The organism is Streptomyces sp. NPDC047002 (assembly GCF_040704505.1).
Classification (GTDB): domain Bacteria; phylum Actinomycetota; class Actinomycetes; order Streptomycetales; family Streptomycetaceae; genus Streptomyces.
Window position 1 is genome coordinate 51453 of record NZ_JBEYWC010000014.1, and the last position, 25150, is coordinate 76602.

Consider the following 25150-nt stretch of genomic DNA (forward strand, 5'->3'; position numbering starts at 1 on the left):
CCGAGCGGCCCGAGCGGCCCGACGGCCCGAGCGGTCCGAGCGGTCCGAGCGGTCCGAACGGCCCGAACGGCCCGACGGCTCGGCGGCGCGCGCTCGGCGGCGGGCGCCGGTCCTGGGCCGCCGCCCCGTAACCCCTGCGGAGCCCCGGGCCGTCGACCCTCCGCGCGTCGGCTCAGGCGGCCGGGCGTTCTTCGCGGGGGCGGCGGCGCAGCGGCGCGTGCTGGAGCTCGGGGGGTGTGTAGGCCATGTCGAGTTCGCCCGCACTGGTGCCGGGGGCGACGACCGCGTCGATCTCGTCGAGGAGGGCGTCGTCGAGGGTGATGTCGGCGCCCGCGAGCAGGTCGTCCAGGTGCTCCATGGTGCGCGGTCCGATGATGGCCGACGTGACGCCGGGGTGGGCGACCGCGAACGCCATCGCCAGGTGCGTCAGCTTCAGGCCCGCCTGCCCGGCCAGCGGGATCAGCCGCTCGACGGCGTCCAGGCGGCGCTCGTCCGTGTAGTGCCTGAACAGTCCGCCGCGGTGTGTCTGCGCGGGCCGGCCCTTGCGGTAGCGGCCGGTCAGCATGCCCTGCGCCAGCGGGCTCCACACGAGCGCCCCCATGCCGTAGCGCTGCGCCACCGGCAGGACCTCGCGCTCGATGCCGCGGTCGAGGATCGAGTAGGCGGGCTGCTCGGTGCGGAAGCGTTCGAACCCCCGGGACTCGGCAACCCACTGGGCCTCCACGATCGCCGACGCGGGGAAGGCCGAGGAGCCGATCGCGCGCACCTTGCCGCTGCGCACGAGGTCGGTGAGGGCCGAGAGGGTCTCCTCGATGTCGACCGTGGGGTCGAGCCGGTGTACCTGGTAGAGGTCGATGTGGTCGGTGCCCAGGCGGCGCAGCGAGTCCTCGACCGCGGTCATGATCCAGCGCCGCGAGGTGCCGCGCCTGTTGGGGTCGTCGCCCATGGCGCCGTTCACCTTGGTGGCGAGCACGACCGCGTCCCGCCTGCCCTTGAGCGCCTTGCCGACGATCTCCTCCGACTCCCCCTGCGAGTACACGTCGGCCGTGTCCACGAAGTTGATGCCGGAGTCGAGGGCCCTGTGGATGATGCGGACCGCGTCCTCGTGGTCCGGGTTGCCGATGGCCCCGAACATCATGGCCCCCAGGCAGTACGGGCTGACCTGGATGCCGGTGCGGCCGAGCGTGCGATACCTCATCGCTGTCCTCCGGTGCTAGGATCGCATAAGCGGAACGTCTTCTCGGTTAGACGATACGGAACGGCTTCTCACTTAGCAAGCGGAGGGTCCTCATGGGCGCGCCCCCACCCGAGCGCACGCGGCGCGTGCGCGCCGACGCGCAGCGGAGCATCGACGCGCTGGTCGCCGCGGCCCGGGAGGTCTTCCTCACCTCGGGTGTGGACGCCCCGGTGCGGGAGATCACCGGCAGGGCAGGGGTGGGCCTCGCCACCTTCTACCGCCACTTCCCCGAGCGCTCCGACCTGGTCTCGGCCGTCTTCCGGCACGAGGTCGACGCCTGCGCGGCCGAGGCGGCCGTGCTCGCCGCCGAGTGCGAGCCCTTCGACGCGCTCACCCGCTGGCTGCACCGGTTCACCGGGTTCGTCGGCACCAAGCGCGGCCTCGCCGCGGCGCTGCACTCGGGCAACCCCGCGTTCGAGCCGCTGCCCGCGTACTTCCAGGAGCGCTTCGAGCCCGCGCTGCGCACCCTGCTCGACGCGGCGGCGTGCGCGGGCCGCGTCCGCGGGGACGTCGCCCCCATGGAGTTGCTGCACGCCGTGTCCCGCCTCTGCACGGGTGGCGAGGACCGCACGGCGGACGAGCGGATGGTCGCCCTGCTCATCGACGGCCTCCGCTACGGCGCCGAGCGCTAGAGGCTCCGACCGGCCGAGCGCCGGAGACTCCGACCACGAGGCGTGTGGCGCCGGGTGCGACGCGCGCGGCGCCGGGCCCGGGCCGCCGTGCGCGGCGATGGCGGTGGCGGGCTACGCCGTCGCCTGGCGGCCCGCCCAGCGGTGCAGGGCCGCGTCGAGGCCGGCGGCGTCCTCGGCGCCGGGGTCGGCGGCCCAGGCGACGACGCCGTCCGGCCGCACCAGGACCCCGATGGGCGCCGCGGGCGCCGCCGGCGCGCCGGGTGCGTCGGTGACCGCGCGTACCCGCCCGTGCCACGCCGCGGCGGCGCGGGTGAACGCGCCGTCCGGTGTGCGGTCGAGCAGCAGGAAGCCGCCGCCGTGGCCGTGGTCGGCCAGCCGCGAGCCGTCCGCCAGCCACAGGTCGGGGGTGAGGGCGCCGACCAGCGGATGGTCCCCCGGCAGGGCGAGGCGCTGGGTGACGCCTGAGAGTTTCTTGACCGCGTACGTCGTACCGTCACCCGTGGCCAGCAGGCCGCCCACGACCTCCCGCAGCGCGGCCGACCTGGCGTCCCCGCGCAGCACCGCGCTCTGCGCCCGCGTCCAGTCGAGCACCCAGGCGCCGAGCGGGCGGCGCTCGGCCTCGTAGGTGTCGAGCAGCCTTTCGGGCGCCAGGCCCGCGACCACGGCGCCCAGCTTCCAGCCGAGGTTCACCGCGTCGCCGACCCCGAGGTTGAGCCCCTGGCCGCCGAACGGCGAGTGCACGTGCGCCGCGTCGCCTGCGAGCAGCACCCGGCCCGACCGGTAGGCCGCCGCCTGGCGCGCGTTGTCGCTCCAGCGGGTCGCCGCGCCGCGCAGCGCGGTGAGCGTGACGTCCGTGCCCGAGACCCGGCGCAGGGCGGCCTGCACCTCCTGGAGGGACACCGGGGCCGCGCGGTCCGCCGGCGGTGCGCCGAACTCCACGGTGACCACCCGGCCCGGCTGCGGCCCGTAGCGGTACGCGCCCTCGGCCGACCACACCCAGCCCTCCGCGAGCACCGAGGGGTCGGCGAGGTCGGCGAGCGCCAGATACCCGGAGAGTTCCGGGCCGGTGCCGGGGAAGCCGATGCCCGCGAGGCGCCGCACGGTGCTGTGCCCGCCGTCGCAGCCGACCAGCCAACCGGTGTCCAGCGCGCCCGCGCCGGTGGCGACCCGTACGCCGTCGCCGGTGTCCTCGCATCCGGTGACCTCCACCCCGCGGCGCACCGGCACGCCGAGCCGCCCGGCGTGCGCCGCCAGCAGCTCCTCGAGCTCCCGCTGCGGCACCACCCGGGCGCCCGCGGCCGCCGCGTGCGCGGCGATCTCCGGATCCGCCCAGTCCACCAGGGCCGGGTCGAGGGGCATCCCTGCGAAGTGCCCGGTGAACCGCGCCCCCGGCACGGGCCGACCGCTGCCTCCCCGGCCCGCGCCGGGCCCCGCGGGCGCCATCCGCGCGAACGCCTCGCGCTGCACGCGCTCCGCCGCGGCCAGCAGCCCGCGGCGGTCCAGCGCCTCGGCCGTCGGCACGTTGATCGACCCGGCCTTCATCGTCCGATCGGGCTCCGCCAGCCGTTCGAGCACCTGCACCCGGGCCCCGGTGAGCGCCAGCTCCGCCGCGAGCAGGAGTCCCACGGGCCCTGCTCCCACCACGGTCACGTCCGTGTCCCGCGCCGTCCCGCTCCGGCGGCCGTCCGTCTTCTTCCGTTCCTTCGTCACGAACACTGTTCTATATACGAACAGTGTTCGCGTCAAGTTATAGTGGCGCGGTGAACCCGAGAGAGCGACGCGTGGCCCGCCACCAGCCGCAGGATCGAGCGGCGGCGGCCACCCGTGCCCCGCGGCGCCGCGCGGTCCCGATCACCGTCGAGCAGGTCGTCGACACCGCGCTCGACCTCGTCGCCGCGGACGGCTACGAGGCGCTGACCATGCGCAGGGTGGCCGCCGCGCTCGACACGGGACCCGCCTCGCTCTACGCCCACGTCGTCAACAAGGCCGACCTCGACGAGCTGCTGATCGGGCGGTTGTGCGCGGGGCTCGCCCTGCCGGAGCCCGACCCCGCGGCCTGGCGCGACCGGGTGCGCGACGTGTGCCGGCAGGTCCGCGACCAGTACCTGCGGTACCCGGGGATCTCCCGCGCCGCGCTCGCCATGGCCCCCACCGACCTGTCGGCCCTGCGGGTGAGCGAGGGGCTGCTCGCGCTCCTGCTCGCCGGGGGCGTCGCGCCGCGTGCCGCCGCGTGGGCCGCCGACGCGCTCCTGCTGTACGTGGCCGCCTACTGCCTTGAGCTCTCGGTCGTGCGGCAGCGTGCCGGGCAGGACGACACGGTGTGGGTGCGGGACCGCGAGGAGCTGCGCGGCAGGCTCGCCGCGCTGTCCGCGGCGGACTTCCCGCACACCACCCGGCACGCGGCGGAGCTCACCGCGGGCGAGCCGCACGAGCGGTTCGACTTCACCCTCGGGCTGATGATCGACGGGCTCGCCCGCCGCTGACCCGGCCACCCCCAAGGGGCCTATTCGTATGATTTTCGGGCCGTTGGTGGTCGTGGTGGCCGGGGGAGTCCTGCGCCGCGTGGCAGCGTCTGGGTCCCGCCCGCGATCCGTGGAGGAGACGCTGCCATGCGCCTGCGCCGTGCCGCCGTCCTGTCCCTCGGTCTCGCCGCCGCCGTCGCGCCGGCGCACGTGGCCGCGGCCCCGCACCCGGCCCCGGCCGCGCGTGCCGTCGCGAGCGCGCCTGCCCCCGTGCCGCTCTGCGGCGCGGCGGCCGCCCGCGACTTCCCGATCCGGGCGCGGCTGCGCGGCGGCCCCGCCGTCTACCGGGCGGGCGGCGGCGCGCAGACCTGGTACGTCGACCTCGTCAACACCACCCGCCGCGCCTGCCGCAATGTGCACCCCGTCCTCGTCGTCACCGGCGCCGGGCGCCGGCTGACGGCGGCCCAGATCACCCTCCGCCTCGCCGACGGGCACGGCGTGCCGCGCACCCTCCCGCTCCACACCTCGGACGAGGACGAGGTCATCGGGGTCGTCGACCGGGACACCACCGGGCTCACCGTGCCCGCGCGCGGCACCGTCAGCCTGGAGGCGAGCCTCGCGTTCGCCGGGGACGCGCCCGAGGGACCCGTGACCGTAAGCGCCGCGGCCGTGCAGCGCGAGGGGAACGACGGCGGCTGGGTGGGCGCGTCCGCGCCGTACCGCCTCCGCGTGGTGGCGGGCGGCGAAGACGCGGACACCGCACCCGGCGGGAGCGGCCGGCCGCCGGGCACCCCGGCCACGCCGGGCGCCCCCACGGCCCCCGCGGGCTCCACGGAACCCGGCGGCTCCACCGCCCCCGCCACCCCCGGCATGCCCGCGGGCCCGGGCACCGACCCGTGGACGTCCCCGCTGCCGCTGCCCCCGCAGCTCGCGGCGACCGGTGCCGCCGGGGTCCTGGCCCGTACCGGCGCCGCCGTGGGGCTGATCGCCGGGGGCGCCGGGATCGTCGTCCTGGTGGAGCGGCGCCGTACCCGCAGGAGCTGACCCGCCGCTGCCGCCGCCGCGGCGCGTGCGACCATCCCACGGTGGAACACCCCCTCGACTCCCACCATCTGCACTCGCCGGGCGCGCCGGTGCGCGCCGGGGTCCCCGAGCACGGCCGCGTCCCCAAGTACTACGCCGTCAAGGCCCAGGTCTCCGCGCTCCTCGACGCGTGGCGCGAGGGTGAGCCGCTGCCGACGGAACGGGACCTCGCCGCGCGGTACGGCGCGGCGCGCGAGACGGTGCGACAGGCGCTGTGCGAACTGCTCCTCGAAGGGCGGCTGCGGAGGCAGGGCCGCGGCCGCGCTGTGGTGCCGCAGGGACGCGGCCGTCGAGCCGCGCACCGCCCAACTCGCCCTGAAGCAGGCGCTGCTCGCCACCGGCAGATACACCTTCCTTGGCGGCCGCGAGGTGCGCGACGTGGCGGACCTGCCGGGTGGCGGCACGGCCGTGCGCGACGACCACGGTGACACCCACACCTGCGACGCCGCCGTGCTGTGCACCGGCGCCTGGCTCGGCGGGCTCGGCGGGCTCGGCGGGCTCGTCTGCGAGCTCGCCCCCGAACTGCCCGTGCGGCGCGCGAGCGCATGCGCCGGCCGTGGGCGACGGGGCCGCGCCCGGCGCTCAGGACCCGGCGCGCCGCACCGAACCCGCCGCGCGGGCGCGGGAGTTAATCGGTTCCTTCGAGCAGTGTGCGCGCCGCCTTCAGGAACAGGTCCGCCACCTCGTCGGCGCTCGCCGTCTTGAGGGGCTCGATCCGGCTCACGTCCCTGACCAGCCCGATGCCCACGAGCCACGCGAGCACCAGCTGTGCGCGCAGCCGCGCGTCCGGCGCGTCGGTCAGTGTCGCCAGGGCCGCGGCGTAGTCGTCGCCGAGCTGTTCGGCGATGTCGGCCGCGGGGCCGTCCGTGCCGAGCGAGCGCAGGAACGTCACCATCGTGTGGTCGCGCCGCCTGCCCGGCTCGCCCTGCACCATGCTGCGCAGGGTGGTTTCGAGCAGCCGCTCCACCGGCGTCCGGTCGAGCTGCTCGTGTCCGAGGCGGGCGGCGACCGCCTCGAAGACCGCCGCCTTCGAGCCGAAGTACCGGAAGATCAGCGCCTGGTTGGCGCCCGCGCGGTCGGCGATGTCGCGCACCGTGGTGCGCTGGAAGCCGCGTTCGAAGAAGAGTTCGGCGGCGGCGTCGAGCAGCGCCTTGCGCGTCGCCGCCGCGTCGCGCGCCCGGGGGCGCGCGGGGCGTCCGGTTTCAGCCACAAGTCCTCCCGCGCACACCGTATCCCCGCGCGGTGTGCGGAGCACGCCTTGACTGCCGCGAGCGCGGCTGCCTAGCTTGTAAGCGTCTGCTTGCAAGACGTTCGGTCGCCGGAGCGCCACGGAGAGTGCGAAGAGCCCTCCCGGGTGCCGCGCGGCCGTCCACACCGTCCGCCACGTTCACGTGGGAGAGAGCCTTGACGAGCACCACACCCCCCACCTCAGCCTCTGTCTCCGTTCCCGAGCCCGTGCCGTACCCGTTCAACGAGGGCGGCGGGCTCCAACTGCACGAGGCGTACGCCGACGCCAGGGAGGGCGCCGGGATGATCCGGGTCCGGCTGCCGCACGGCGGACCCGCGTGGCTCGCGACGCGCTACGAGGACGCCCGGTTCGTCCTCGGCGACCTGCGGTTCTCCCGCGCCATGGCTGTGGGCGACGAGGGCGAGCCGCGCTACAACCCGGCCGTCTCCCGGCCCAGCATCCTGTCGATGGACCCGCCGGACCACACCCGGCTGCGCACCCTCGTCTCCCGGGCCTTCACCCGCCACCAGGTCGAGGGGCTGCGCCCGTGGGTGCGGGGGCTCACCGGCGACCTGCTGGACGGGATGGTCGCGGCCGGCTCGCCGGCCGACCTGGTCGACGCGTTCGCGCTGCCGCTGCCCGTCGCCGTGATCTGCGAGATGCTCGGCGTCCCGGCGCAGGACCGGCCCAAGTTCCGGGTCTGGAGCGACGCGCTGATGTCGACCGACCGGCTGAGCTCCGAGGAACTCCTGGAGAACCAGAAGCAGTTGACGTCCTACCTCGCCACGTACATCGCCCGGCGCCGCGTCGAGCCGCGCGACGACCTGATCTCCGGGCTCATCGAGGCGCGCGACGCCAAGGACCGGCTGAGCGAGGAGGAGATGACCAACCTCTGCCTGGCGATCCTCGTCGCGGGGCACGAGACCACGGCCTCCCAGATCCCCAACATGGTGTGGACGCTGCTCGAACACCGCGACGAGTGGCAGCGGTTGGTCGACGACCCGGACCTGGTGCCCAGTGCCGTAGAGGAGTTGATGCGGTTCATCCCGCTGGCGTCCGGCGGCTTCTTCCCCCGGTACGCGAAGGAGGACATCGAGGTGGGCGGGGTGCTCGTGCGCAGGGGCGAGCCGGTGCTCGTCTCCCTCGGCTCCGCCAACCGGGACCCGGCGAAGTTCGAGGACCCCGACACCCTCCGCTTCGACCGCCCGGCCAACCAGCACCTCGGCTTCGGCCACGGCGTGCACCACTGCCTGGGCGCGCAGCTGGCCAGGATGGAGCTCCAGGAGGCGCTGCGCGCGCTGGTGACGAAGGTGCCGCAGCTGCGGATCGCGGGAGAGCCGGAGTGGAAGTCGAAGATGCTGGTGCGCGGCGCGCGCACGCTGCCGGTGGGGTGGTGAGCGGGGTGGCCGGCTGGCACATCGAGGTCGACGACCACGTCTGCATCGGCTCCGGCATGTGCGCGGCGCTCGCGCCGGAACGTTTCGCTCTGGAGGGCCCCACCGCCACCGTCGCACCGGACGCGGGCGACGCCCCCGAGGACGAGGCGCTGCTCGACGTCGCCGACTCCTGCCCCTCGTCCGCCATCACCGTGACGGACGGCGCGTCGGGCGAGGTGGTCGGGCCCCGCCCGTAACACCGCCGGGCCCCAGCACCGCAGAGCCCGCGGCCGTACGGGACCCGGCGCCGCCCCGCCCCCTGCGGCACCGGCTCCGGCGCGCACCCCCACGCGCGCCGGCGGCGGTGCGCCCCGGCCGCCGACGGCCCGCGCCGCGAGCACGACCTGCGCGGGAGGGCGATCGTGGAAGGATTCCCGGCTCGTTAGGCTGGGCGTGTCGTTTCCACCGCAGAGCGGAGATCAGGCCAGTGGCAGAGCGCAAGCCCATCGAGTCGTGGCTCACGGACATGGACGGTGTCCTCGTGCACGAAGGGGTTCCGATCCCGGGCGCCGCCGAGTTCCTGAAGCGGCTGCGCGAATCGGGCAAGCCCTTCCTCGTCCTCACCAACAACTCCATCTACACGCCGCGCGACCTCCAGGCGCGGCTGGCCAGGATGGGGCTCCAGGTGCCGGTGGAGAACATCTGGACCTCGGCGCTCGCCACCGCGCGGTTCCTGGAGGACCAGCGCCCCGGCGGCACCGCTTACGTCATCGGCGAGGCGGGCCTGACCACCGCCCTGCACGACATCGGGTACGTGCTCACCGACCACGCCCCCGACTACGTGGTGCTCGGCGAGACCCGCACGTACTCCTTCGAGGCGCTCACCCGCGCCATCCGGCTGATCAACGGCGGCGCCCGCTTCATCTGCACCAACCCCGACGCGACGGGCCCCTCGATGGAGGGGCCGCTGCCCGCCGCGGGCGCCGTGGCCTCCCTGATCACCAAGGCCACGGGCAAGGAGCCGTACTTCGCGGGCAAGCCCAACCCGCTGATGATGCGCACGGGCCTCAACGCGATCGGCGCCCACTCCGAGACCAGCGCGATGATCGGCGACCGGATGGACACCGACGTGCTCGCGGGCCTCGAAGCGGGGGTCGAGACGTTCCTCGTGCTGAGCGGTGTGACCACCCGCGAGGACGTCGACAAGTACCCCTTCAGGCCGTCGAACACCGTCGACTCGATCGCCGACCTCATCGACCTGGTCTGAGGCGGCGTACGGCCAGGTCGGCGCCGTGACCGCGGGGCCGTACGGGTGAGGCGCCCACGGCCCTGCGGATGCGGAAACCCGGCGCGCGGGTGAGTCTTCCTGTCAGGAGGAGGTTCACGATGCGTTCAAGACTGCTCGCTCTCCGTGCCGCCAGTGCGGCCGTCATACTCGTCGCGGCCCCGGTCTGCGGGGCCACGTCGGCCCAGGCGCACGACGGTGTCACCGCCACCGTCACGCCCACCGCCATCGCGGCGCAGGGCCGGGTCCAGATCAAGGTCGACGGCTGCCGGGACGGCCGGGCCAAGGTCACATCGAGCGCGTTCGCCCAGGCGGTCACGGTCAGCGGCTCACAGCACACCATGTACGGCGACGTCTCCGTCAAGTCCTGGATGGCCGCGGGCGGTTACGACATCAGCGTCGACTGCGACGGTCACCATCACGGCAATGTCGGCCACTTCCAGGTGGTCGGCGGCGGCCACGACTACCCGGTCCCGCACGCGCCGGTGCACGCGGGCGGCGGCGGCACGGCGGTCGTCGCGGCCGACGCCGAGGACGCGCGGGCCGAGGGTGCCACGCAGTCCGGCCCAGGTACCCCCTTCACCCTCGCGGGGCTCGCCCTCGCCTCGGTCGCCGCGGTCACCGTGGCGTACCGCACCACGCAGCGCAGGCGCGCGGCCGCGTCCGCCGCCCGGGACGCGGACTGAGGCGGCCACCGTGTCCGAAGGAGAGGGCGCGGCGGCCCCCGGCCGCGGCGGCGGACGCCTGATCACGGGGGTCGCCTGGGCCGTGCTGCTGCTCGGCCTGTGGATGTGGGGCCGCGGCGCGGCCGACGGCTCGTCGGGCGGCGCCTCGGCGCCCGCCACGGGCGACATCGCCGCCGTGGGCCGGCCGCTCGGCGTGCCCCTGCCGCCCGCCCACCGGCCCCTCGACCCCGCACTGCCCCGGCGCCTCGACATCCCGGCGCTCGGCATCGCGGCGCCCGTGTCGGGGCGCGGGCTCGATGCCGCGGGCGCGGTCGACCCGCCGCCGTACTCCACCCCCGGCACGGTCGGCTGGTACGAGGCCGGTACGCAGCCGGGCGCCGTCGGTACCTCCGTCCTCGTCGGCCATGTCGACACCGAGACCAGGCCCGCGGTCTTCTACGGGCTGAGCGCGGCGAAGGCGGGCGAGAAGGTGCGCGTGACGCGGGCCGACGGCTCGGTCGCCGAGTTCACCGTCGACGACGTGGAGGTCGTGACGCGCAAGCACTTCGACGCCGCGAAGGTCTACGGCGCGGCCCAGCGGACCAGGGCCGACCTGCGGCTGATCACCTGCGGGGGGACCTTCGACCGCAAGACCCGCCAGTACACGGCCAACGTCGTCGTCTCGGCGTACCTGACCGGCGTCACGGACGCGGCACCGGGCGGCGGGACGGGCAAGGGCCGCGGGGCAGGGGAGCGGACCACGACGGCCGCCGCCCGCTGACCGCGCCGCCCGCCGGGGAACCCGCCCGGCGGCAGAGACCGCGAGGCCCCCGCGCACACCGCGCGGGGGCCTCCAGGTGTCTGCCGTGCGCCGCGGCCGGGACGGGTGCGGCACGCGGTGCGCCGCCGGCCGCCGGCCGACGGGCCGTCAGCCGGTATCGCAGAGGGGTGTCCGCACTCTACGCCTCTTTCCTGGGCAAACCGGGCCTTTTGCCGCGTGCCACGCCCCGTCAAAGGCGGATTTACTACCTTTGATCCGTCAGAATGCGACGTATTGGGGCAGTTGAGACACTGACGCTCTTGATACCGCGTCACACATCATCTGACGAGCGTGGAGGGGATCGCATGGCCGTCCCGGTCTTCGAAGAGTACGAGCCCGCTCTCGACTGCCCCTGCGCGGGATGCGCGCAGGCACGCAGGGAGCGGGCCTGCGGCGTCGGCCGCGAGGGCGCGCCAGGCGCCCAGCGTGCGGTCGCCCTCGCCACGGCGGTGGGCCTCGCCTGGGGCTGCGGCGCCGCAGCCGCCTCCGCCGCCCCCGCGCACCTCCCGGCGGGCGCCGCGGTGCCGCACAGCCGCGCGGTCGACACCGACTACGACACCCCGCAGGGCGGCAGCGGCCCGCTGCACGGCAGGCCCGAGGGCAACGGCACGTCGCACGACCTGCGCAGGACGACCCGCGCGGAGATCATCGACCGCGCCAAGAGGTGGGTCGACGCGCAGGTGCCGTACAGCATGACCAAGTACTGGACCGACGGCTACCGCCAGGACTGCTCCGGCTATGTCTCCATGGCGTGGAACCTGCCGAAGAACGAGTGGACGGGGAGCCTCGCCGCGTACGGCGTGAAGATCGACCGCGCCGACCTCAGGCCCGGCGACATCCTGCTGTTCCACAACCCCGCCGACCCCAACAAGGGCTCGCACGTCACCGTCTTCGGCGGCTGGGCCGACGCCTCGCACGACTCCTACCTGGCGTACGAGCAGACCCCGCCGCACACGCGGGCGCAGACCACGCCCATGGCGTACTGGACCAACTCCGACAAGTACGTCGCCTACCGCTACAAGGGGGTCGTCGAGGAGACGGCGGGCGCGGCCTCCGCGGTGTCGGCGGCGTTCCCCGGCGCGTCGAAGTTCGGGCCGGGCAAGGACAACGCGTACGTCACCCGGCTCGGCGAGCTGCTCGTGGCGCGCGGCGGCAAGCGCTTCTACACCACGGGCCCGGGGCCGCGCTGGGGCGAGGCGGACCGGCGCGCCACCCAGGCGTTCCAGCAGGCGCAGGGGTGGCGGGGCAAGGAGGCGGACGGGCTGCCAGGACCCGCGACCTGGCGGCTGCTCGTCCTCGGCCTCGGCAAGGACATCCCCGCCGTCGGCGGCACCGCGGCGCACGCGGGCCACGCGGCGCCCGCGCCCGCCGCCGCGCCCGAGGCGCCGTCCTTCCCCGGCGAGGGGTACTTCAGGCCGGGGCAGTCCAACGCGTACGTGGAGCAGCTCGGCAGGCAGCTCGTGAAGCGGGGCTTCGGCGCCGCGTACACCGAGGGCCCGAGCCGCACGTGGGGCGAGGCCGACCGCAGGAACACGGCCGCGTTCCAGCGGGCGCTGGGGTGGACCGGCAGCGCGGCGGACGGCTACCCGGGCCCCGAGACATGGCGACGACTGTTCGCGTGACGGAGGAAAGCATGACGACGACCACCCCGCCCGGCGACACCCCGCCACCGGAGTCCCCCGTGTTTGCGGCACCCGCGGACGGAGAGCGCCCGGCGGACGGCACGGCGCCGCGCCAGGAGCACGCGGGCGGCGCCGGGCCCGCCGCCGCGGCGGCCGTGAGCACGCCGCCCCCGGCGGATTCGGGACCGGCCGGTGCGGGATCGGCGGGGCGGGCCCCCGCGGCCTCCGGCGTACCGGGGGCGGTGGCGGAAGCCCCCGCCGCCACGGACCCGGCGGGCGGCGACGAGGCCCCCGGCGTCCCGGGGGCCCCGCACCCGGAAGCCGACGCGGCCGCGGGCGGGCAGGCCGCCGTACCCGGGCCCGCGGGCGCGCCCGCTGACTCCGGCGTGGTGGCGGACGGGCCTGTGGTGGCGGACAGGCCTGGGGAAGCGGCCGCGGTGGACGCGCCCGACGCGCCCGATCCCGCGCCCGACGCGCCCGATCCCGCGCCCGACGCGCCCGATCCCGCGCCCGACGTGCCCGACTCCGCGCCAGACGGGCCCGATCCCGCGCCTGACGCGCCCGACCCCGCGCCCGACGGGCCCGCGCGGGCCGGCGCGGGCGACTGGGCCTTCGCCGACCGGCCGGGCGACGGCGAAGCGCTGGTCGGCGCGGTCGGCGGGCACGGCAGGCAGGCCGGCGGGCCCCGGCGCAGCCCGCTCATCGTGGGGGAGGCCACCCACGAGATCCCCGTGCACCTCCTCTTCAGGGACGAGGTCGACCCGGCGGCCCGCCGCGCACCCACCGTCGTCGGGCGGCGCCTCGGCACCGGGGAGCAGCCGAGGATCCGCCGCACCGGGGCGCCGGCGCGGCCAGGGCCGCCGGTCGACCCCGGGATCACCGAGCGCCCGGGGCCCGTGCTGCCGGGGTGGGCCGCCGCGTTCGCCGGGGCGCTCACCCTGTCCGGCTGCCTCGCGCTGCTGTGGCGCGCCGGCGCCCTGCCCGACGTGCTGACCGGCATGGCGGGGCTTGCCCCGCACCCGTACGCGGGGATCGGCATCGGGCGGTGGCTGCTGCTGACGCTCGGCGTGGTCGTGCTGCTGTTCACGCTCGGCGGCCTCAGCCGCGGCAGGCTCGGGCACGCGCTGGTGCTGACCCTGTTCGGCGAGTACCGCGGCAGCGTGCGCCGCACCGGACTGCTGTGGATCAGCCCGCTGCTGCTGCGCCGCAGGGTCGACGTGCGGCTGCGGCACTGGCGCTCGGAGCCGATGCCGGCGATGGACGCCAACGGCACCGCGCTGCGCGTCGTCGTCCTCGTGGTGTGGCGGGTACGGGACACCGTGCGCGCGACGCTCGGCATCCGCGACCACGAGGAGTACCTGCGCGAGCAGGTCGAGGCGGCGCTCGCGCGCGTGCTGTCGCAGCTGCCCGCCGACGCGTTCCACGGCGCCTCGCCGACGCTGCGCAACGCGGAGGCGGTCGGGGACTCGCTGACCCGGGTGCTGGGCGCCGAGTGCAGGCCCGCCGGGATCGAGGTGTTCTCCGCGCAGCCCACCCGCATCGAGTACGCGCCGGAGATCGCGGACGCGATGCAGCGCAGCCGGATCGCCGCGCTCGACGCCCGGCACCGCGACACCGTGCTGACCGCCGTGGTCGACGCGGTGGACGAGACGGTCCACCGGCTCACCGCGCGCGGCCTCGTCGAGCTGGACGACTACGAGCGCAAGGCGCTGGTCAAGGACCTCACGGTGGCGTTCTGCACCGGGCGGGCCGGGGGGCCGGGCGAGCGCTGACCCGGAACGCCACGAGGGCCGTGGACCGGTGACCCGGTCCACGGCCCTCGCCGTGCAGTGCGCCGCCAGGGACTCGAACCCCGGACCCGCTGATTAAGAGTCAGCTGCTCTAACCAACTGAGCTAGCGGCGCGTGCTGACATAGTCATCCTACCTGGTCCCCGGGGGTGCTCGTGACCACGGCCGACCGGCCTCAGGCGGAGGCGCCCGCGACGGTGAGGGTCAGCGCGAGCGGCGCCGCCTCGCGGTGGAGCGCGGCAGCGGCGGCGCGCAGCCGGTGTGCACGCTCGACGGGCAGGGACAGGGCGAGCGCGCCGACCGCGGGGCCCGCGGCCAGGGGGACGGCCGCGCAGACCGTGCCGACCGCGTACTCCTGGAGGTCGAGGACCGGGGCCGTGGGCGGCCGGCTTTCGAGGCGGGACAGGAGCGCCTGCTCGCTGGTGATCGTGTGCGAGGTGAGCCGCGCCGTCTTGTGCCGGGCCAGATGGTCCCTGCGGCTCTCCCGGTCGAGCTGGGTGAGCAGGCACTTGCCGACCGCGCTGGCGTGCGCGGCCGCGCTGAACTCGACCCACTCGCGCACCGGCGGCGTGCCGGGCCCCGCGGCCATCTGCGTGACCCGTATCTCGCCGTCGATGTAGCGGCTGATGTAGACGGCGGCGCCCAGCGAGTCCCGCAGCCTGGCCAGCGCCTCCTGGAGCCTGCCCGCCATGCCGCGCCCGCTGCCCGAACCGAGCAGCGCGAGCGCGTCGCCCGCCGCATAGGTGTCGTCGGCCAGCCGCTCCACGTACTCCTCGCGGCACAACAGCGCGAGCAGCGGCGACAGGTGTGCCGCGGGCAGCCCGCACTCGCGTGCCAGCTGCTCCCTGGTGGCGCCGTCCGGGTGCCGGAAGACGGCCTCCAGTACGCGCAGCACGTAGTGCACCGAGTGGAACGGCACGACCGGCTCCGGTGCGACCACCGTGCTCCCCCCTCTGCCCGCTGTCCTCTGCCGCCGGCGTGCCCAGGGCCTTCGGCCCCGCGGCGCGCCAGGGGTCAACGATAACCACGGGCGGCCCCGACGGGCCGTGGCGAACGGTGAATTGGGCCCGCGGGCGCCCTCGGGCGCGCCGCGCCCCGGGCCCGCCCGCCCGTCGCCCTGACGGGCGGGCCCGGGGCAGGGGCGTCTAGAGCACCGCGTTCAGGAACTCGCGGGTGCGCTGGTGCTCGGGGTCGGAGAAGATCTTCTCCGGCGGGCCCTGCTCCACGATCCGGCCCGAGTCGAACATCAGTACCTGATCGGAGACGTCCCGCGCGAAGTTCATCTCGTGGGTGACGCAGAGCATGGTGATGTCCGTGTCGCGGGCGATCTGCCGCAGCAGGTCGAGCACGCCCGCCACCAGCTCGGGGTCGAGCGCCGAGGTGACCTCGTCGAGCAGCAGGACGTCGGGGCGCATGGCGAGCGCGCGGGCGATCGCGACGCGCTGCTGCTGGCCGCCGGAGAGCTGGGTCGGGTGGGCGTCGACCTTGTCGCCGAGCCCGACCAGGTCGAGCAGCTCGATGGCGCGGGCCTCGGCCTCGCCGCGGTCCGTGCCGAGGACGGTGACCGGCGCCTCGGTGATGTTGCGCAGCACGTTCATGTTGGGGAAGAGGTTGAACTGCTGGAAGACCATGCCGATCTTCCGGCGGGACTCCCGCAGCTGCTTCTCGGTGGCGGGCTTGAGGCCGCCGCCCGGCGTCCTGGCGTGGGACAGCGGCTCGCCGTCCACCCAGATCACCCCGCCGCTCGGCCGCTCCAGCGTCATCAGCAGCCGCAGGATGGTCGTCTTGCCCGAGCCGCTCGGGCCGATCAGGGTGACGTGCTCGCCCCGGGTGACCTCGAAGTCCAGCTTGTCGAGGACAAGATGGTCGCCGTAGCGCTTCTCCACCTCCTCGAAGCGGATCATCGGGGTGTCGGCGCGCGGCGGCGCGGCGGCGGGCGCCGCCTTGCCGAGGGGGCCGCCCGCGTCGGTCGTCTTCTGCGTCGGGTCAGTGGCCAAGGCGCTTCTCCAGCTTTCTCATCAGCAGCGACGTGGGGTAGCTCGCGACCAGGAAGATCAGCCCCGCGAGCGTGAACGCCTCCGTGTACGCGAAGTGCTCGGACCCGTACTGCCGGGCCTTGAAGACCATCTCCTCGACGGTGATGACGGCGAGGAACGGCGTCTCCTTGAACATCGAGATGGCGTAGTTGCCCAGGGCCGGGAGGACGTTGCGCACCGCCTGCGGCAGGACCACGGCCTGCCAGGTGCGGCGCGGCGAGAGCGACAGCGCCCGGCACGCCTCCCACTGCCCCTTCGGCACGGCGTCGATGCCGGCCCTGTACACCTCCGAGGTGTAGGTGGCGTAGTGGATGCCGAGCACGACCACACCGATGACCAAGGGGTCCACACTGGAGAACACCGTTGCCGCGCCGACGAGTTGCACCAGCAGCGGGGTGGCGCGGATGAACTCCATGACGGCGCGCACCGGTGCGGAGAGCGCGGTGGGCCCGCGCCGGGCGACCGCGATCACCAGGCCGAGCACGGCCGCCAGCAGGATGCCGAGCGCCGTGGCGAGCAGGGTGGTCAGGAATCCGTCGAGCAGCAGCGGGAGTACGTCGCCCGCCGCGCCCCAGTCGAAGGCAGCGCCGTTCACATCGCACCAGTCCCCGCCACCGCCGTGGACTCGGCCGCGGCCGCGCTCCGGCTGCGGAACAGGCCGCGTGCGCCGGTGTGCTGGCCGAGGCGCGCCTTGGCGGCCTTCTCCAGGAGGTTCATCAGGAATGTCAGCACCGAGGCGATGACGAAGTAGCAGACCAGCAGCGTGAGATAGGCGACGAGCGACTCACCGGTGCGGTCGCGCAGCTGCTGGATCACGGTCATCAGGTCGGCCGCGGAGATCAGCCACAGCAGCGGCGTCGCCTTCAGCAGCTGGATCAGCAGGTTGGTGAAGGACGGGATCATCTGGGCGAGCGCCTGCGGCAGGATCACCCGGCGCATCCGCTGGTACGGGCTGAGGTTGAGCGCGACGGCCGCCTCCCACTGGGCGCGCGGCACCGCGCTGATGCCGCCCCGCACCACCTCGGAGCCGTACGCGCCGAAGTTGAGCGCGAACGCGACCACACCGCAGAACAGGCCGGTCAGCTGGTAGCCGGTGAGCAGCGGCAGCGCGAAGTAGAGCCAGAACAGCTGGACATAGAGGGAGGTGCCGCGGAAGAACTCCACGATCGTGCGGGACACGCCGCGCACGACGATGTTGCGGTGCCCGGCCGCGAGTCCCAGTACGAAGGAGAGCACGAACGCGAACAGCGCGCCGAGCACCGTGGCCTCCGCGGTCACGCCGAGCCCCGAGACCACCTGCGGCAGATTGTCGAAGAAAGCCGTGAAGAAGGTGTTCATGTCGCCTCCGGTCCCGTGCCGGTCAGCCCTTGCACAGGTCGGCGGTCTTGAGGGTGGCCGGCGGGATCTCGGCGGCGGTGAAGCCGTAGGGGTTCAGCAGGCCCACGTACGCGGACCTGTTCGAGGTGATCTTCTTCAGCTGGGTGTTGAAGGCGTCGCGCAGCGCCTCGTTGCCCTTCTGGAAGGCGGCGCCGCCGGGGCTGAACTGCTTCTTGCCGTCCAGTGTGGGCACGAAGGTCGGCGTCACTTCGAGCGTGGGGTTGGTCTTGGCGAGCCAGCGCAGCGAGATGCCGGTGAGCACGAAGGCGTCCACCCGGCCGCCCTTGACGGCGTCGGCGCCGTCCTGCTGGTTCTGGAGGGTCTTGATCTTCGACGCGGGGATGCCGGCTGCCTTCGCGTACGACGCCTCGACGGCGCCCGCCATCACGCCGATGGTGACGCCCGCGGCCTTGGCCGAGGCCAGGTCGGTGATCTTCTTCGGGTTCCCCTTCTTCACCATGATGGCGGTCGGGGATATGAACTCCGGCTCGGAGAACAGGACGTTGGCGCACCGCTCGGGCGTGATCGCCATGCCGGCGCTGACCACGTCGTAGCGGCCCGCCTGGAGGCCGGGGATCAGGCTGTCGAAGTCGGAGAGCGTCGGCTTCAGCTTGTCGACGCCGAGCGCCTTGAATATCCGGGCGTGCAGCGCGGGCGCCTCGCCCTTGAGGACGCCGCCCTCCGTGTAGCCGTACGGTGCCTCGCCCGCGTACGCGACCCGCACGTAGCCCTGCTTGCGCAGCGTGGCGAGCACGTCGTCGCCCGACCCGGCGGAGGTGTTGGTTTTGCTGCACGCGGCCAGGGCACCGGGTACCACGAGCAGTCCGCCGACGGCGGCGGACCGGCTGAGGAAGCCCCGGCGGGACAGGTTCGGGAAATCAGCCATGGGTTCGCATTCTCCTCGGCGGTGTTCGGGATCGGACAGACTTCGCCAGGCGCCTGCCCGCTCCCGGGCTTCTATGCGGCCGCCTCGTCGGCTGTAATCCAACGGTGTCCGGAAGGAGACGTTCCGGTGGCCGGAAGTGGTGCGGCTGGGGTGCTGTGTCCTTGTGTTGTGCGGTATGTCCCGGCGGATTCGAGACGCCCGTGGGGCGGCGGGATCCCGTCGCCCGCGTCGGCCTGCGGGCCGCCGCGGCGGCCGGGGGCACCTCCGGGGCGGCGGACCGGGAATAAAACGGAGACGTCCTCCGCTGCCGCCCGGTAAGGAACGGCTCACTCTGGAGGACCCGAACGTGACGGACGACGCCACCACAGCCGACGCGATCCGAGGCACGGCGCAGGGCACGGCGCCCGTGCCGCTCTCCGTGCTCGACCTGGTCACGGTCGGCGCCGGCACGACCGCGACGGACGCGCTGCGCAACAGCGTCGCCCTGGCGCGGCTCGCCGAGCGGCGCGGCTATCTGCGCCACTGGATCGCCGAGCACCACTCGATGCCCGGCATCGCGTCCTCCTCGCCCGCGGTGATCCTCTCGCACCTCGCCGCGCACACCGAAAGGATCAGGCTCGGCTCCGGCGGTGTGATGCTGCCGAACCACGCACCGCTCGTGATCGCCGAGCAGTTCGGCACCCTGGAGGCCCTCGCCCCCGGACGCGTCGACCTCGGGCTCGGCAGGGCCCCGGGCACCGACGGCGCCACCGCCGCCGCGCTGCGCCGCACCGACCGGCTGAACGAGGGCGCGGACGACTTCCCGCAGCAGCTGGTCGAGCTGACCCGCTTCCTCGACGACGCCTTCCCCGACGGGCACCCGTACGCCCGCATCCACTCCGTGCCGGGGCCCGTGCAGGGGCCCGCGGGGCGCCCGCCGATCTGGCTGCTCGGCTCCTCGGGCTTCAGCGCGCAGCTCGCCGGCATGCTGGGCCTGCCGTTCGCCTTCGCGCACCACTTCTCCGCGCAGAACACCGTCCCCGCGCTCGACCTGTACCGCAGCTCGTTCCGCCCCTCCGAGGTGCTGTCGGAGCCGTACGCGCTGATCGGCGTCGCCGCGCTGGCCGCCGAGGACGAGGCGGAGGCACACCGCCAGGTGATGACGGGCGCCCTGTCCATGGTGCGGCTGCGCACCGGCCGCCCCGGCCTCGTCCCGACGCCCGAGGAGGCGGAGGCGTACGCGTTCAGCGAGATGGAGCGCGACTTCGTCGACGGCTGGCTCACCAACATCGTGTACGGCACGCCCGACGCGGTGCGCGACGGCCTCGACGACCTCCAGAAGCGCACCGGCGCCGACGAGTTGATGATCACCGCCAACGCGCACACCGCGGCCGTGCGCCTGCACAGCTACGAGCTGATCGCCGACGCGTACGGACTGCCCGGCGCCGCACCCGTGGCCTGACACCGCCACCGTACCCCTGGCCCGACACCGCCACCGCGCCGCAGGAGCGCCCGCCGACGCGCCCCGCACCGGGGCGGCGCCGGGCGCGGTTTCGGCCCCGGTCGCCGGGAGTTCACCCCGGGGCCCTGGCGGGTGGCGCAGAATCGGACGCGTCCGCCCGCCCACCGTGGTCGGACGCGTCCGTCCGCCCGCCCACCGTGGAGTGCCCAAGTGCCGACCGTGCGCCTTCCCCGAGCCCTCGCCCGGCTGACCTTCGCCCTGACCACCGCAGCCTGCCTCACCGCCGCGGGTACCACGGCCCAGGCGCACGGGCGCGGCGGCCACCTGCCGCCCGACACCGGTGCGGGGCACGCCTGTTCCGCGGACGTCGGGATCGACGGCTTCTCCGACGACCTCGACAAGACGACCTTCGGCTCCGCCTTCGTCGGCAACCTCTCCGCGCTCGCCGTCGACGCGCACGGCACCGTCGACGCGCTCTCCGACCGCTCCGCCCTCTTCACCCTCGACGCCAGGACGCTGCGCCCCACGAAGGTCGTGCCCCTCGCCGACGAGCACGGGCAGCCCCTCGACTCCGAGGCCCTGGCCGTCGACCGCGACGGTACCCGGCTCATCACCTCCGAGACCGAGCCCTCCGTCCGCCGCTACAGCCGCGACGGCTCCCGCATCCTCGGCAGCCTGCCCGTGCCCGCGCCGCTGCGGGTCGCGCCCGCCGGGCGCGCCACCGGCAACCTGACCTTCGAGGGCCTGGCGCTCCAGCCGGGCGGCCGCACGCTCGTCGCCTCCATGGAGGGCGCGCTCAGCGGCGACCGGGCCGACCTCGTGCGCTTCCAGACCTGGCAACGGCCGCGCGTCCACGGCGACTTCAGGCTCGGCCCGCAGTACGCACTCCAGGTCGACACCGACGCGGCGGGCAAGCCGCTCGGCGTCTCCGACATCGCGCCCACCGGCGACGGGCGGCTGCTCGTGCTGGAGCGCGGCTTCACCGAGGGCGTCGGCAACACCGTACGGCTCTACCTGGCGGACCCGGCGGGCGCCACCGACACCTCGGGGATCACCGACCTGACCGGGCAGCGCGCCGTGCGGCCCGTGCACCGCACCCTGCTCGCCGACATCGGCGACTGCCCGCCGCTCGGCGCCACCGCGAAGCAGCCGCAGCCCAACCCGCTGCTCGACAACATCGAGGGCATGGCCGTCACGGGCCGCGCGCCGGGCGGCCGCCTGCGGCTGCTGCTCGTCAGCGACGACAACCAGAACGCGGCGCAGACCACCAGGCTGTACACGCTGACGGCGCGGCTGCCGCGCCGCTGAGCCGCGGGCCGGCGGCCGCCGGAAGGTCAGCGGCGGTCGCGGGCCAGCGCGGCCTCCACGTTGCGGGCGCCGGTGGCGACGCCGTGCGGCGAGGCCGCGTCGATCTCCGCGAGGTCCTCCGCGGTCAGCGTGATCTCCGTCGCCGCGACGTTCTCCTCGATCCGCGCCCGGCGCTTGGTGCCGGGGATCGGGACCGTGCCCGCCGCGACCGTCCAGGCGAGCGCCAGCTGCGCGGTGGTGCAGTCCTTGCGGTCCGCGATCCGCCTCAGGGCCTCCACGACCCGCAGGTTCGCCGCGATCGCCTCCTCGCCGAAGCGCGGCAGCCCGCGGCGGGCGTCGCCCTCGGGCAGGTCGGCCTGCGTCTGGAAGGTCCCGGTGAGGAACCCGCGGCCGAGCGGCGAGAACGGCACGAAGCCGATGCCGAGCTCGCGCGCGGTGTCCAGCACGCCGTTGTGCTCCGCGTCCCGCTCGAACAGCGAGTACTCGGACTGGATCGCGGTGACGGGGAATGCGGCGTGCGCGCGCCGCAGCGTCCCGGCCGACGTCTCCGAGACGCCGATGTGGCGGACCTTCCCCTCGGCCACCAGCTCGCCCATGCCGCCGACTGTCTCCTCGATCGGCACGCCGGGGTCGACCCGGTGCAGGTAGTACAGGTCCACGTGGTCCGTGCCGAGGTGCCGCAGCGACCGCTCAAGCGCCCGCCTGGCGTAGGCGGGGGACCCGTCGGGCCCGACCACCGTGCCGTCGTCCTCGATCCGCAGGCCGAACTTGGTGGCGACCACGACCTCGTCGCGCCGGCTGCCGAGCGCCTCGCGCAGCAGCTTCTCGTTGCTGAACGGCCCGTACACCTCGGCGGTGTCGAAGAGGGTCACACCGAGGTCGAGCGCGCGGCGGACCGTCGCGACCGACTCGGCGTCGTCGCGGTCGCCGTAGAACGCGCTCATGCCCATGCAGCCGAGACCGAGCTCGGAGACGCGCAGCCCCTGGGACCCGAGAGCAACCTGTTTCATCTCGTCCTTTCCCCGGCATGGCCTCCCACGCCGCTGCCCCCAGCCTGCGACCTGGTCCGCGCTCCAGGTCAAGTGCGACACTCGGGGCATGGACGGCGTACCGCTGCCCACGGTCCCCGAGGCCGGTCCCGAGGGCGTGCCCGTCGGCCGCGCCGCCGAGCTGCTCGGCACGACCGTCGACACCATCCGCTACTACGAGCGCGAGGGCCTGACCCTGACCCGGCCGCGCCGCGACCCCGGCGGGCGCAGGGGCTACGGCACGCGCGACCTCGCCTGGCTCGCGGGCCTCGCCATGCTGCGCGGCACGGGCATGACCATCCAGGAGATCAGGGAGTACGCGGCCGCCTACCGCGCCCAGACGAGCGTCGCCGAGCGGCTCGGCCTGCTGGAGGCCCACCGCGACCGCGTCGTCGCCCGCCTGGAGGAGACCACGCGCCACCTCGCCGCCCTGGAGCGGAAGATCGACGCCTACCGCGCGGTATCGGCATAGGTCGCTACCAGGGCGTACGGGACGGCGCGCGCCGCCCGGTCCGGTCAGCCGCAGAGGCCGGGGCCCGTCGCGCGGCGGGCCAGCAGGTCGCCGATGCGCTCGGGCGCCACCGGGCGCGAGTACAGCCAGCCCTGGCCCGTGTCGCAGCCGATCTGCTGGAGCCGCTCGGCCTGCACCGACGTCTCCACGCACTCCGCCGTCACCGTCAGGCCCAGCTTGTGCGCGAGCTGCACCAGCGCCTCGACGATCATCTCGTCGGCCGGGCTCTGGTGCGCACCGCCCTCGTCGTAGCGGAAGCCCCGGACGAACGAGCCGTCCAGCTTCAGCACGGACACCGGCAGGCGGCTGAGGTAGGCGAGGTTCGAGTAGCCCGTGCCGAAGTCGTCGATGGCGATCCCCACCCCCATCTCGCTCAGCGCCTGGAGCGCCTGGAGGGGGCGGCCTGCCGAGCCCATCACGGCGGACTCCGTCAGCTCCAGCTGGAGCAGCTCGGGCCGCAGCCCGGTCTCCGCGAGCACGTCCGCGACCTCGGCCACCAGGTCGGAGTCCCACACCTGCCGCACCGCCACGTTGACGCTGACGAACAGCGGCTCCGCCTCCGGATGCGCCAGCTGCCAGCTCCGCGCCTGCCGGCACGCCGTGCGCAGGATCCAGCTGCCGAGCTGCACGATCGAGCCGTCCTCCTCGGCCAGACCGATGAACCGATTCGGCGTCAGCGTGCCGAACTGCGGGTGCTGCCAGCGCACCAGCGCCTCCACGCCCTTCACCGCGCTGTCGGCCATGCGCACCAGCGGCTGGTACTCCAGCCGGAACTCGCCGCGCCCGACCGCGGGCCGCAGCGAGGACGCCAGCGCCTGACGGGTCATGCGGTGCGCGTTGCGCTCCGGGTCGAACAGCGTCCAGCGGGCCTTGCCGTCCGCCTTGGCCCAGTACAGCGTGGTGTCGGCGGCCTGCATCAGGCCGGTCGGCGTGGTGGACTCGCAGGGGCGCTCCACGACGCCGATGGAGGCGGACAGCGCGAGCCGCTGCCCCGCCAGGTCGAACGGCAGCTGGAGGCAGTCGAGCACGCTCCGCGCCAGGCAGGTCAGCTGGTCCGTGCCGGTCGAGTCCTCCACCAGGACGGCGAACTCGTCGCCGCCGAGCCGCGCCACCAGATGGCCGCCGCCGGTGCGGTCCGCGTGCTCGGCGCAGTCCACGAGGCGCTGCGCGACGGCGGCGAGCAGCCGGTCGCCGGTGCGGTGGCCGAGGGTGTCGTTGACGGCCTTGAAGCCGTCGAGGTCCAGATAGAGCAGGCCGATGCGGCCGGTGCCGCGCTCCGTGGGATCGTCGTCGGTGCCCGGCACGGCGGGACGGCCCTGTGCGGCCGCTGCGGCGGTGCGGCCCGTGGCGCAGGCCGCGCGGCGGCCGGGCGTGGGCACCGCCGTGCCGACGGCGCCGCGCGTCGGCCCGGCGGGCTCCAGAGCCGCCGTCAGCCGCTCGAAGAACAGGGCCCTGTTGGGCAGCCGCGTCACCGGGTCGTGCATCTGCAGGTGGCGCAGCCGCGCCTGGAGCTCGCGCCGGTCGCTGATGTCGGTGACCGCGAGCAGCGCACCGCCGCCGGTCTCCGGCACGGGGTCGACGGTGACCTCGGCCCACACCGCCCGCCCGCCCGGGTGCTTGATGAGGCGCGTGCAACGCAGCCGGCGTCTGCCGCCGCGGAGCACCTCGCGGTACGCGTGCCAGGTGCGGGCGTCGGACGCCAGGTCGACCAGGTCGGCCGCCGCCTGCCCCGGCAGGTGGGCGCCGGCGGCGCCGAGCAGTTCGGCGAGGGCGTCGTTGGCGCTGAGGACCGTGCCCTCGCGGTCGAGCACGGCCATCGCGAGCCGCGCGGCGCGGAAGGCGGCCCGGTAGTCGCCTGGCCCCGCCGACCGGCGGGCTCCGCCGACCGGGTGACGATCCGTGACCGTGCGGTCCGCGGGGCGCGCGGCGCCGTCCGCCGCGACTGCCGTCGATCGCGGTTCTTCGGAGGTTGCGCTCACGGCTCGCTCCCGCGGTGCAGTCGTGTCGGACAGGGACGGGTCTGGGACGGTCGGGCCGGGAAAGTGAGCCGATCATAGAGCCCGCGCGGGGGGCCGTTCCAGCTGCCGGGAGGCGGGCGCGGGAACGCAGAGAGACCATCCGGCGCGGGGCCGTCCTCCGGATGACCGTTTCTGCATATCTGCGACGCAGGTCACACGTGTCCTGACGGTTTGTGACGTTCCGTGATCGGGTCGGGGGGTCACTGGTCGCGTCCCGGTGGCGCGGCTGCCCCGGCGCGCGCCCCCTCGTGCACGCGCCCGTGCGAGTGGCGTACGGACGGCCGTTCCCTCACCCGCCTGGTTCCTCTGAGCGGGCATCTCATCACAGAACATCACAGGGTGGTGA

23 protein-coding genes, 1 tRNA gene and 2 pseudogenes are annotated in these 25150 nt (G+C 74.8%); 15 read left to right on the top strand and 11 right to left on the bottom strand.

From position 1 onward, the window contains the following. Positions 1-172: 172 nt before the first annotated feature. On the bottom strand, positions 173-1198 hold the full coding sequence (locus AB0910_RS15650; protein ID WP_366745133.1) for an aldo/keto reductase: 1026 nt from the start codon (positions 1196-1198) through the stop codon (positions 173-175). A 92-nt stretch (positions 1199-1290) separates the two neighbouring features. Here AB0910_RS15650 and AB0910_RS15655 point away from each other — a divergent pair, with 92 nt between their 5' ends. Further along, a complete protein-coding gene (locus tag AB0910_RS15655; RefSeq protein ID WP_366745134.1) occupies positions 1291-1869 on the top strand; it encodes a TetR/AcrR family transcriptional regulator in 579 nt (192 codons plus the stop codon). 111 nt (positions 1870-1980) lie between these two features. Here the strand turns inward: AB0910_RS15655 and AB0910_RS15660 are convergent, their stop codons facing one another. Beyond that, the gene (locus tag AB0910_RS15660) at positions 1981-3579 is read right to left on the bottom strand and encodes an FAD-dependent monooxygenase (RefSeq protein ID WP_366745135.1); all 1599 of its coding nucleotides are present in this window, start codon (positions 3577-3579) and stop codon (positions 1981-1983) included. Between the two features lie 50 nt (positions 3580-3629). Between AB0910_RS15660 and AB0910_RS15665 the strand changes: the two genes are divergently transcribed. The 4 genes and pseudogenes from AB0910_RS15665 to AB0910_RS15680 form a co-directional block, all read left to right on the top strand. Continuing rightward, entirely contained in the window at positions 3630-4352 is a 723-nt protein-coding gene (locus AB0910_RS15665; RefSeq protein ID WP_366745136.1) for a TetR/AcrR family transcriptional regulator, read from the top strand. 126 nt (positions 4353-4478) lie between these two features. Next, positions 4479-5375: a hypothetical protein gene (locus AB0910_RS15670; protein WP_366745137.1), complete on the top strand. Its 897-nt coding sequence runs from the start codon at positions 4479-4481 to the stop codon at positions 5373-5375. A 41-nt stretch (positions 5376-5416) separates the two neighbouring features. Next, positions 5417-5674: pseudogene (locus tag AB0910_RS15675) on the top strand (GntR family transcriptional regulator); the annotation flags it as partial. Beyond that, positions 5673-5951, top strand: a pseudogene (locus AB0910_RS15680) (FAD-dependent oxidoreductase); the annotation flags it as partial. The pseudogenes AB0910_RS15675 and AB0910_RS15680, both read left to right, overlap by 2 nt. Before the next feature lie 91 nt (positions 5952-6042). Here AB0910_RS15680 and AB0910_RS15685 read toward each other — a convergent pair. Next, complete coding sequence (locus tag AB0910_RS15685; RefSeq protein ID WP_366745138.1) at positions 6043-6624, bottom strand: TetR family transcriptional regulator; 582 nt, start codon at positions 6622-6624, stop codon at positions 6043-6045. Between the two features lie 194 nt (positions 6625-6818). Here AB0910_RS15685 and AB0910_RS15690 point away from each other — a divergent pair, with 194 nt between their 5' ends. From AB0910_RS15690 to AB0910_RS15720, 7 genes are all read left to right on the top strand, one after another. Further along, positions 6819-8039, top strand: a complete 1221-nt coding sequence (locus tag AB0910_RS15690) for a cytochrome P450 (protein WP_366745139.1) — start codon at positions 6819-6821, stop codon at positions 8037-8039. Further along, the gene (locus AB0910_RS15695) at positions 8036-8275 is read left to right on the top strand and encodes a ferredoxin (protein ID WP_366745140.1); all 240 of its coding nucleotides are present in this window, start codon (positions 8036-8038) and stop codon (positions 8273-8275) included. Before AB0910_RS15690 ends, AB0910_RS15695 begins: the two co-directional genes overlap by 4 nt. A 230-nt stretch (positions 8276-8505) precedes the next feature. Further along, complete coding sequence (locus AB0910_RS15700) at positions 8506-9285, top strand: HAD-IIA family hydrolase (protein ID WP_366745141.1); 780 nt, start codon at positions 8506-8508, stop codon at positions 9283-9285. Between the two features lie 119 nt (positions 9286-9404). Beyond that, a complete protein-coding gene (locus AB0910_RS15705) occupies positions 9405-9989 on the top strand; it encodes a hypothetical protein (RefSeq protein WP_366745142.1) in 585 nt (194 codons plus the stop codon). A 10-nt stretch (positions 9990-9999) separates the two neighbouring features. Then, the gene (locus AB0910_RS15710; RefSeq protein WP_366745143.1) at positions 10000-10749 is read left to right on the top strand and encodes a class F sortase; all 750 of its coding nucleotides are present in this window, start codon (positions 10000-10002) and stop codon (positions 10747-10749) included. A gap of 344 nt (positions 10750-11093) precedes the next feature. Then, complete coding sequence (locus tag AB0910_RS15715) at positions 11094-12410, top strand: peptidoglycan-binding protein (RefSeq protein WP_366745144.1); 1317 nt, start codon at positions 11094-11096, stop codon at positions 12408-12410. An 11-nt stretch (positions 12411-12421) separates the two neighbouring features. Continuing rightward, on the top strand, positions 12422-14182 hold the full coding sequence (locus AB0910_RS15720) for an SPFH domain-containing protein (protein WP_366745145.1): 1761 nt from the start codon (positions 12422-12424) through the stop codon (positions 14180-14182). A 58-nt stretch (positions 14183-14240) separates the two neighbouring features. Here the strand turns inward: AB0910_RS15720 and AB0910_RS15725 are convergent. The 6 genes from AB0910_RS15725 to ehuB form a co-directional block, all read right to left on the bottom strand. Continuing rightward, positions 14241-14314 (bottom strand) — tRNA-Lys (locus tag AB0910_RS15725). Positions 14315-14374: 60 nt separating this feature from the next. Beyond that, on the bottom strand, positions 14375-15139 hold the full coding sequence (locus AB0910_RS15730; protein ID WP_366745146.1) for an IclR family transcriptional regulator C-terminal domain-containing protein: 765 nt from the start codon (positions 15137-15139) through the stop codon (positions 14375-14377). 205 nt (positions 15140-15344) lie between these two features. Continuing rightward, positions 15345-16196, bottom strand: a complete 852-nt coding sequence (ehuA, locus tag AB0910_RS15735; protein WP_366745147.1) for an ectoine/hydroxyectoine ABC transporter ATP-binding protein EhuA — start codon at positions 16194-16196, stop codon at positions 15345-15347. Then, positions 16186-16830, bottom strand: a complete 645-nt coding sequence (gene ehuD / locus AB0910_RS15740) for an ectoine/hydroxyectoine ABC transporter permease subunit EhuD (protein ID WP_366745148.1) — start codon at positions 16828-16830, stop codon at positions 16186-16188. Before ehuD ends, ehuA begins: the two co-directional genes overlap by 11 nt. Beyond that, positions 16827-17573, bottom strand: a complete 747-nt coding sequence (gene ehuC / locus AB0910_RS15745; RefSeq protein WP_366745149.1) for an ectoine/hydroxyectoine ABC transporter permease subunit EhuC — start codon at positions 17571-17573, stop codon at positions 16827-16829. The genes ehuD and ehuC overlap by 4 nt, the downstream gene beginning before the upstream one ends. A gap of 22 nt (positions 17574-17595) precedes the next feature. Beyond that, positions 17596-18498: an ectoine/hydroxyectoine ABC transporter substrate-binding protein EhuB gene (gene ehuB / locus AB0910_RS15750; RefSeq protein WP_366745150.1), complete on the bottom strand. Its 903-nt coding sequence runs from the start codon at positions 18496-18498 to the stop codon at positions 17596-17598. Between the two features lie 346 nt (positions 18499-18844). Between ehuB and AB0910_RS15755 the strand changes: the two genes are divergently transcribed. Next, positions 18845-19939 carry an LLM class flavin-dependent oxidoreductase gene (locus tag AB0910_RS15755; RefSeq protein WP_366745151.1) on the top strand — a complete coding sequence of 365 codons (1095 nt, stop codon included), beginning with the start codon at positions 18845-18847 and terminating at the stop codon, positions 19937-19939. A 219-nt stretch (positions 19940-20158) separates the two neighbouring features. Continuing rightward, complete coding sequence (locus tag AB0910_RS15760; RefSeq protein ID WP_366745229.1) at positions 20159-21247, top strand: esterase-like activity of phytase family protein; 1089 nt, start codon at positions 20159-20161, stop codon at positions 21245-21247. A gap of 26 nt (positions 21248-21273) precedes the next feature. Here AB0910_RS15760 and AB0910_RS15765 read toward each other — a convergent pair whose 3' ends face one another. Further along, positions 21274-22257 carry an aldo/keto reductase gene (locus tag AB0910_RS15765; protein ID WP_366745152.1) on the bottom strand — a complete coding sequence of 328 codons (984 nt, stop codon included), beginning with the start codon at positions 22255-22257 and terminating at the stop codon, positions 21274-21276. 88 nt (positions 22258-22345) lie between these two features. On the opposite strand from AB0910_RS15765, the gene AB0910_RS15770 reads away from it, so the two are divergent. Beyond that, a complete protein-coding gene (locus AB0910_RS15770) occupies positions 22346-22747 on the top strand; it encodes a MerR family transcriptional regulator (RefSeq protein WP_366745153.1) in 402 nt (133 codons plus the stop codon). Between the two features lie 44 nt (positions 22748-22791). Here the strand turns inward: AB0910_RS15770 and AB0910_RS15775 are convergent, their stop codons facing one another. Then, entirely contained in the window at positions 22792-24765 is a 1974-nt protein-coding gene (locus tag AB0910_RS15775; protein WP_366745154.1) for a bifunctional diguanylate cyclase/phosphodiesterase, read from the bottom strand. Positions 24766-25150 lie beyond the last annotated feature (385 nt).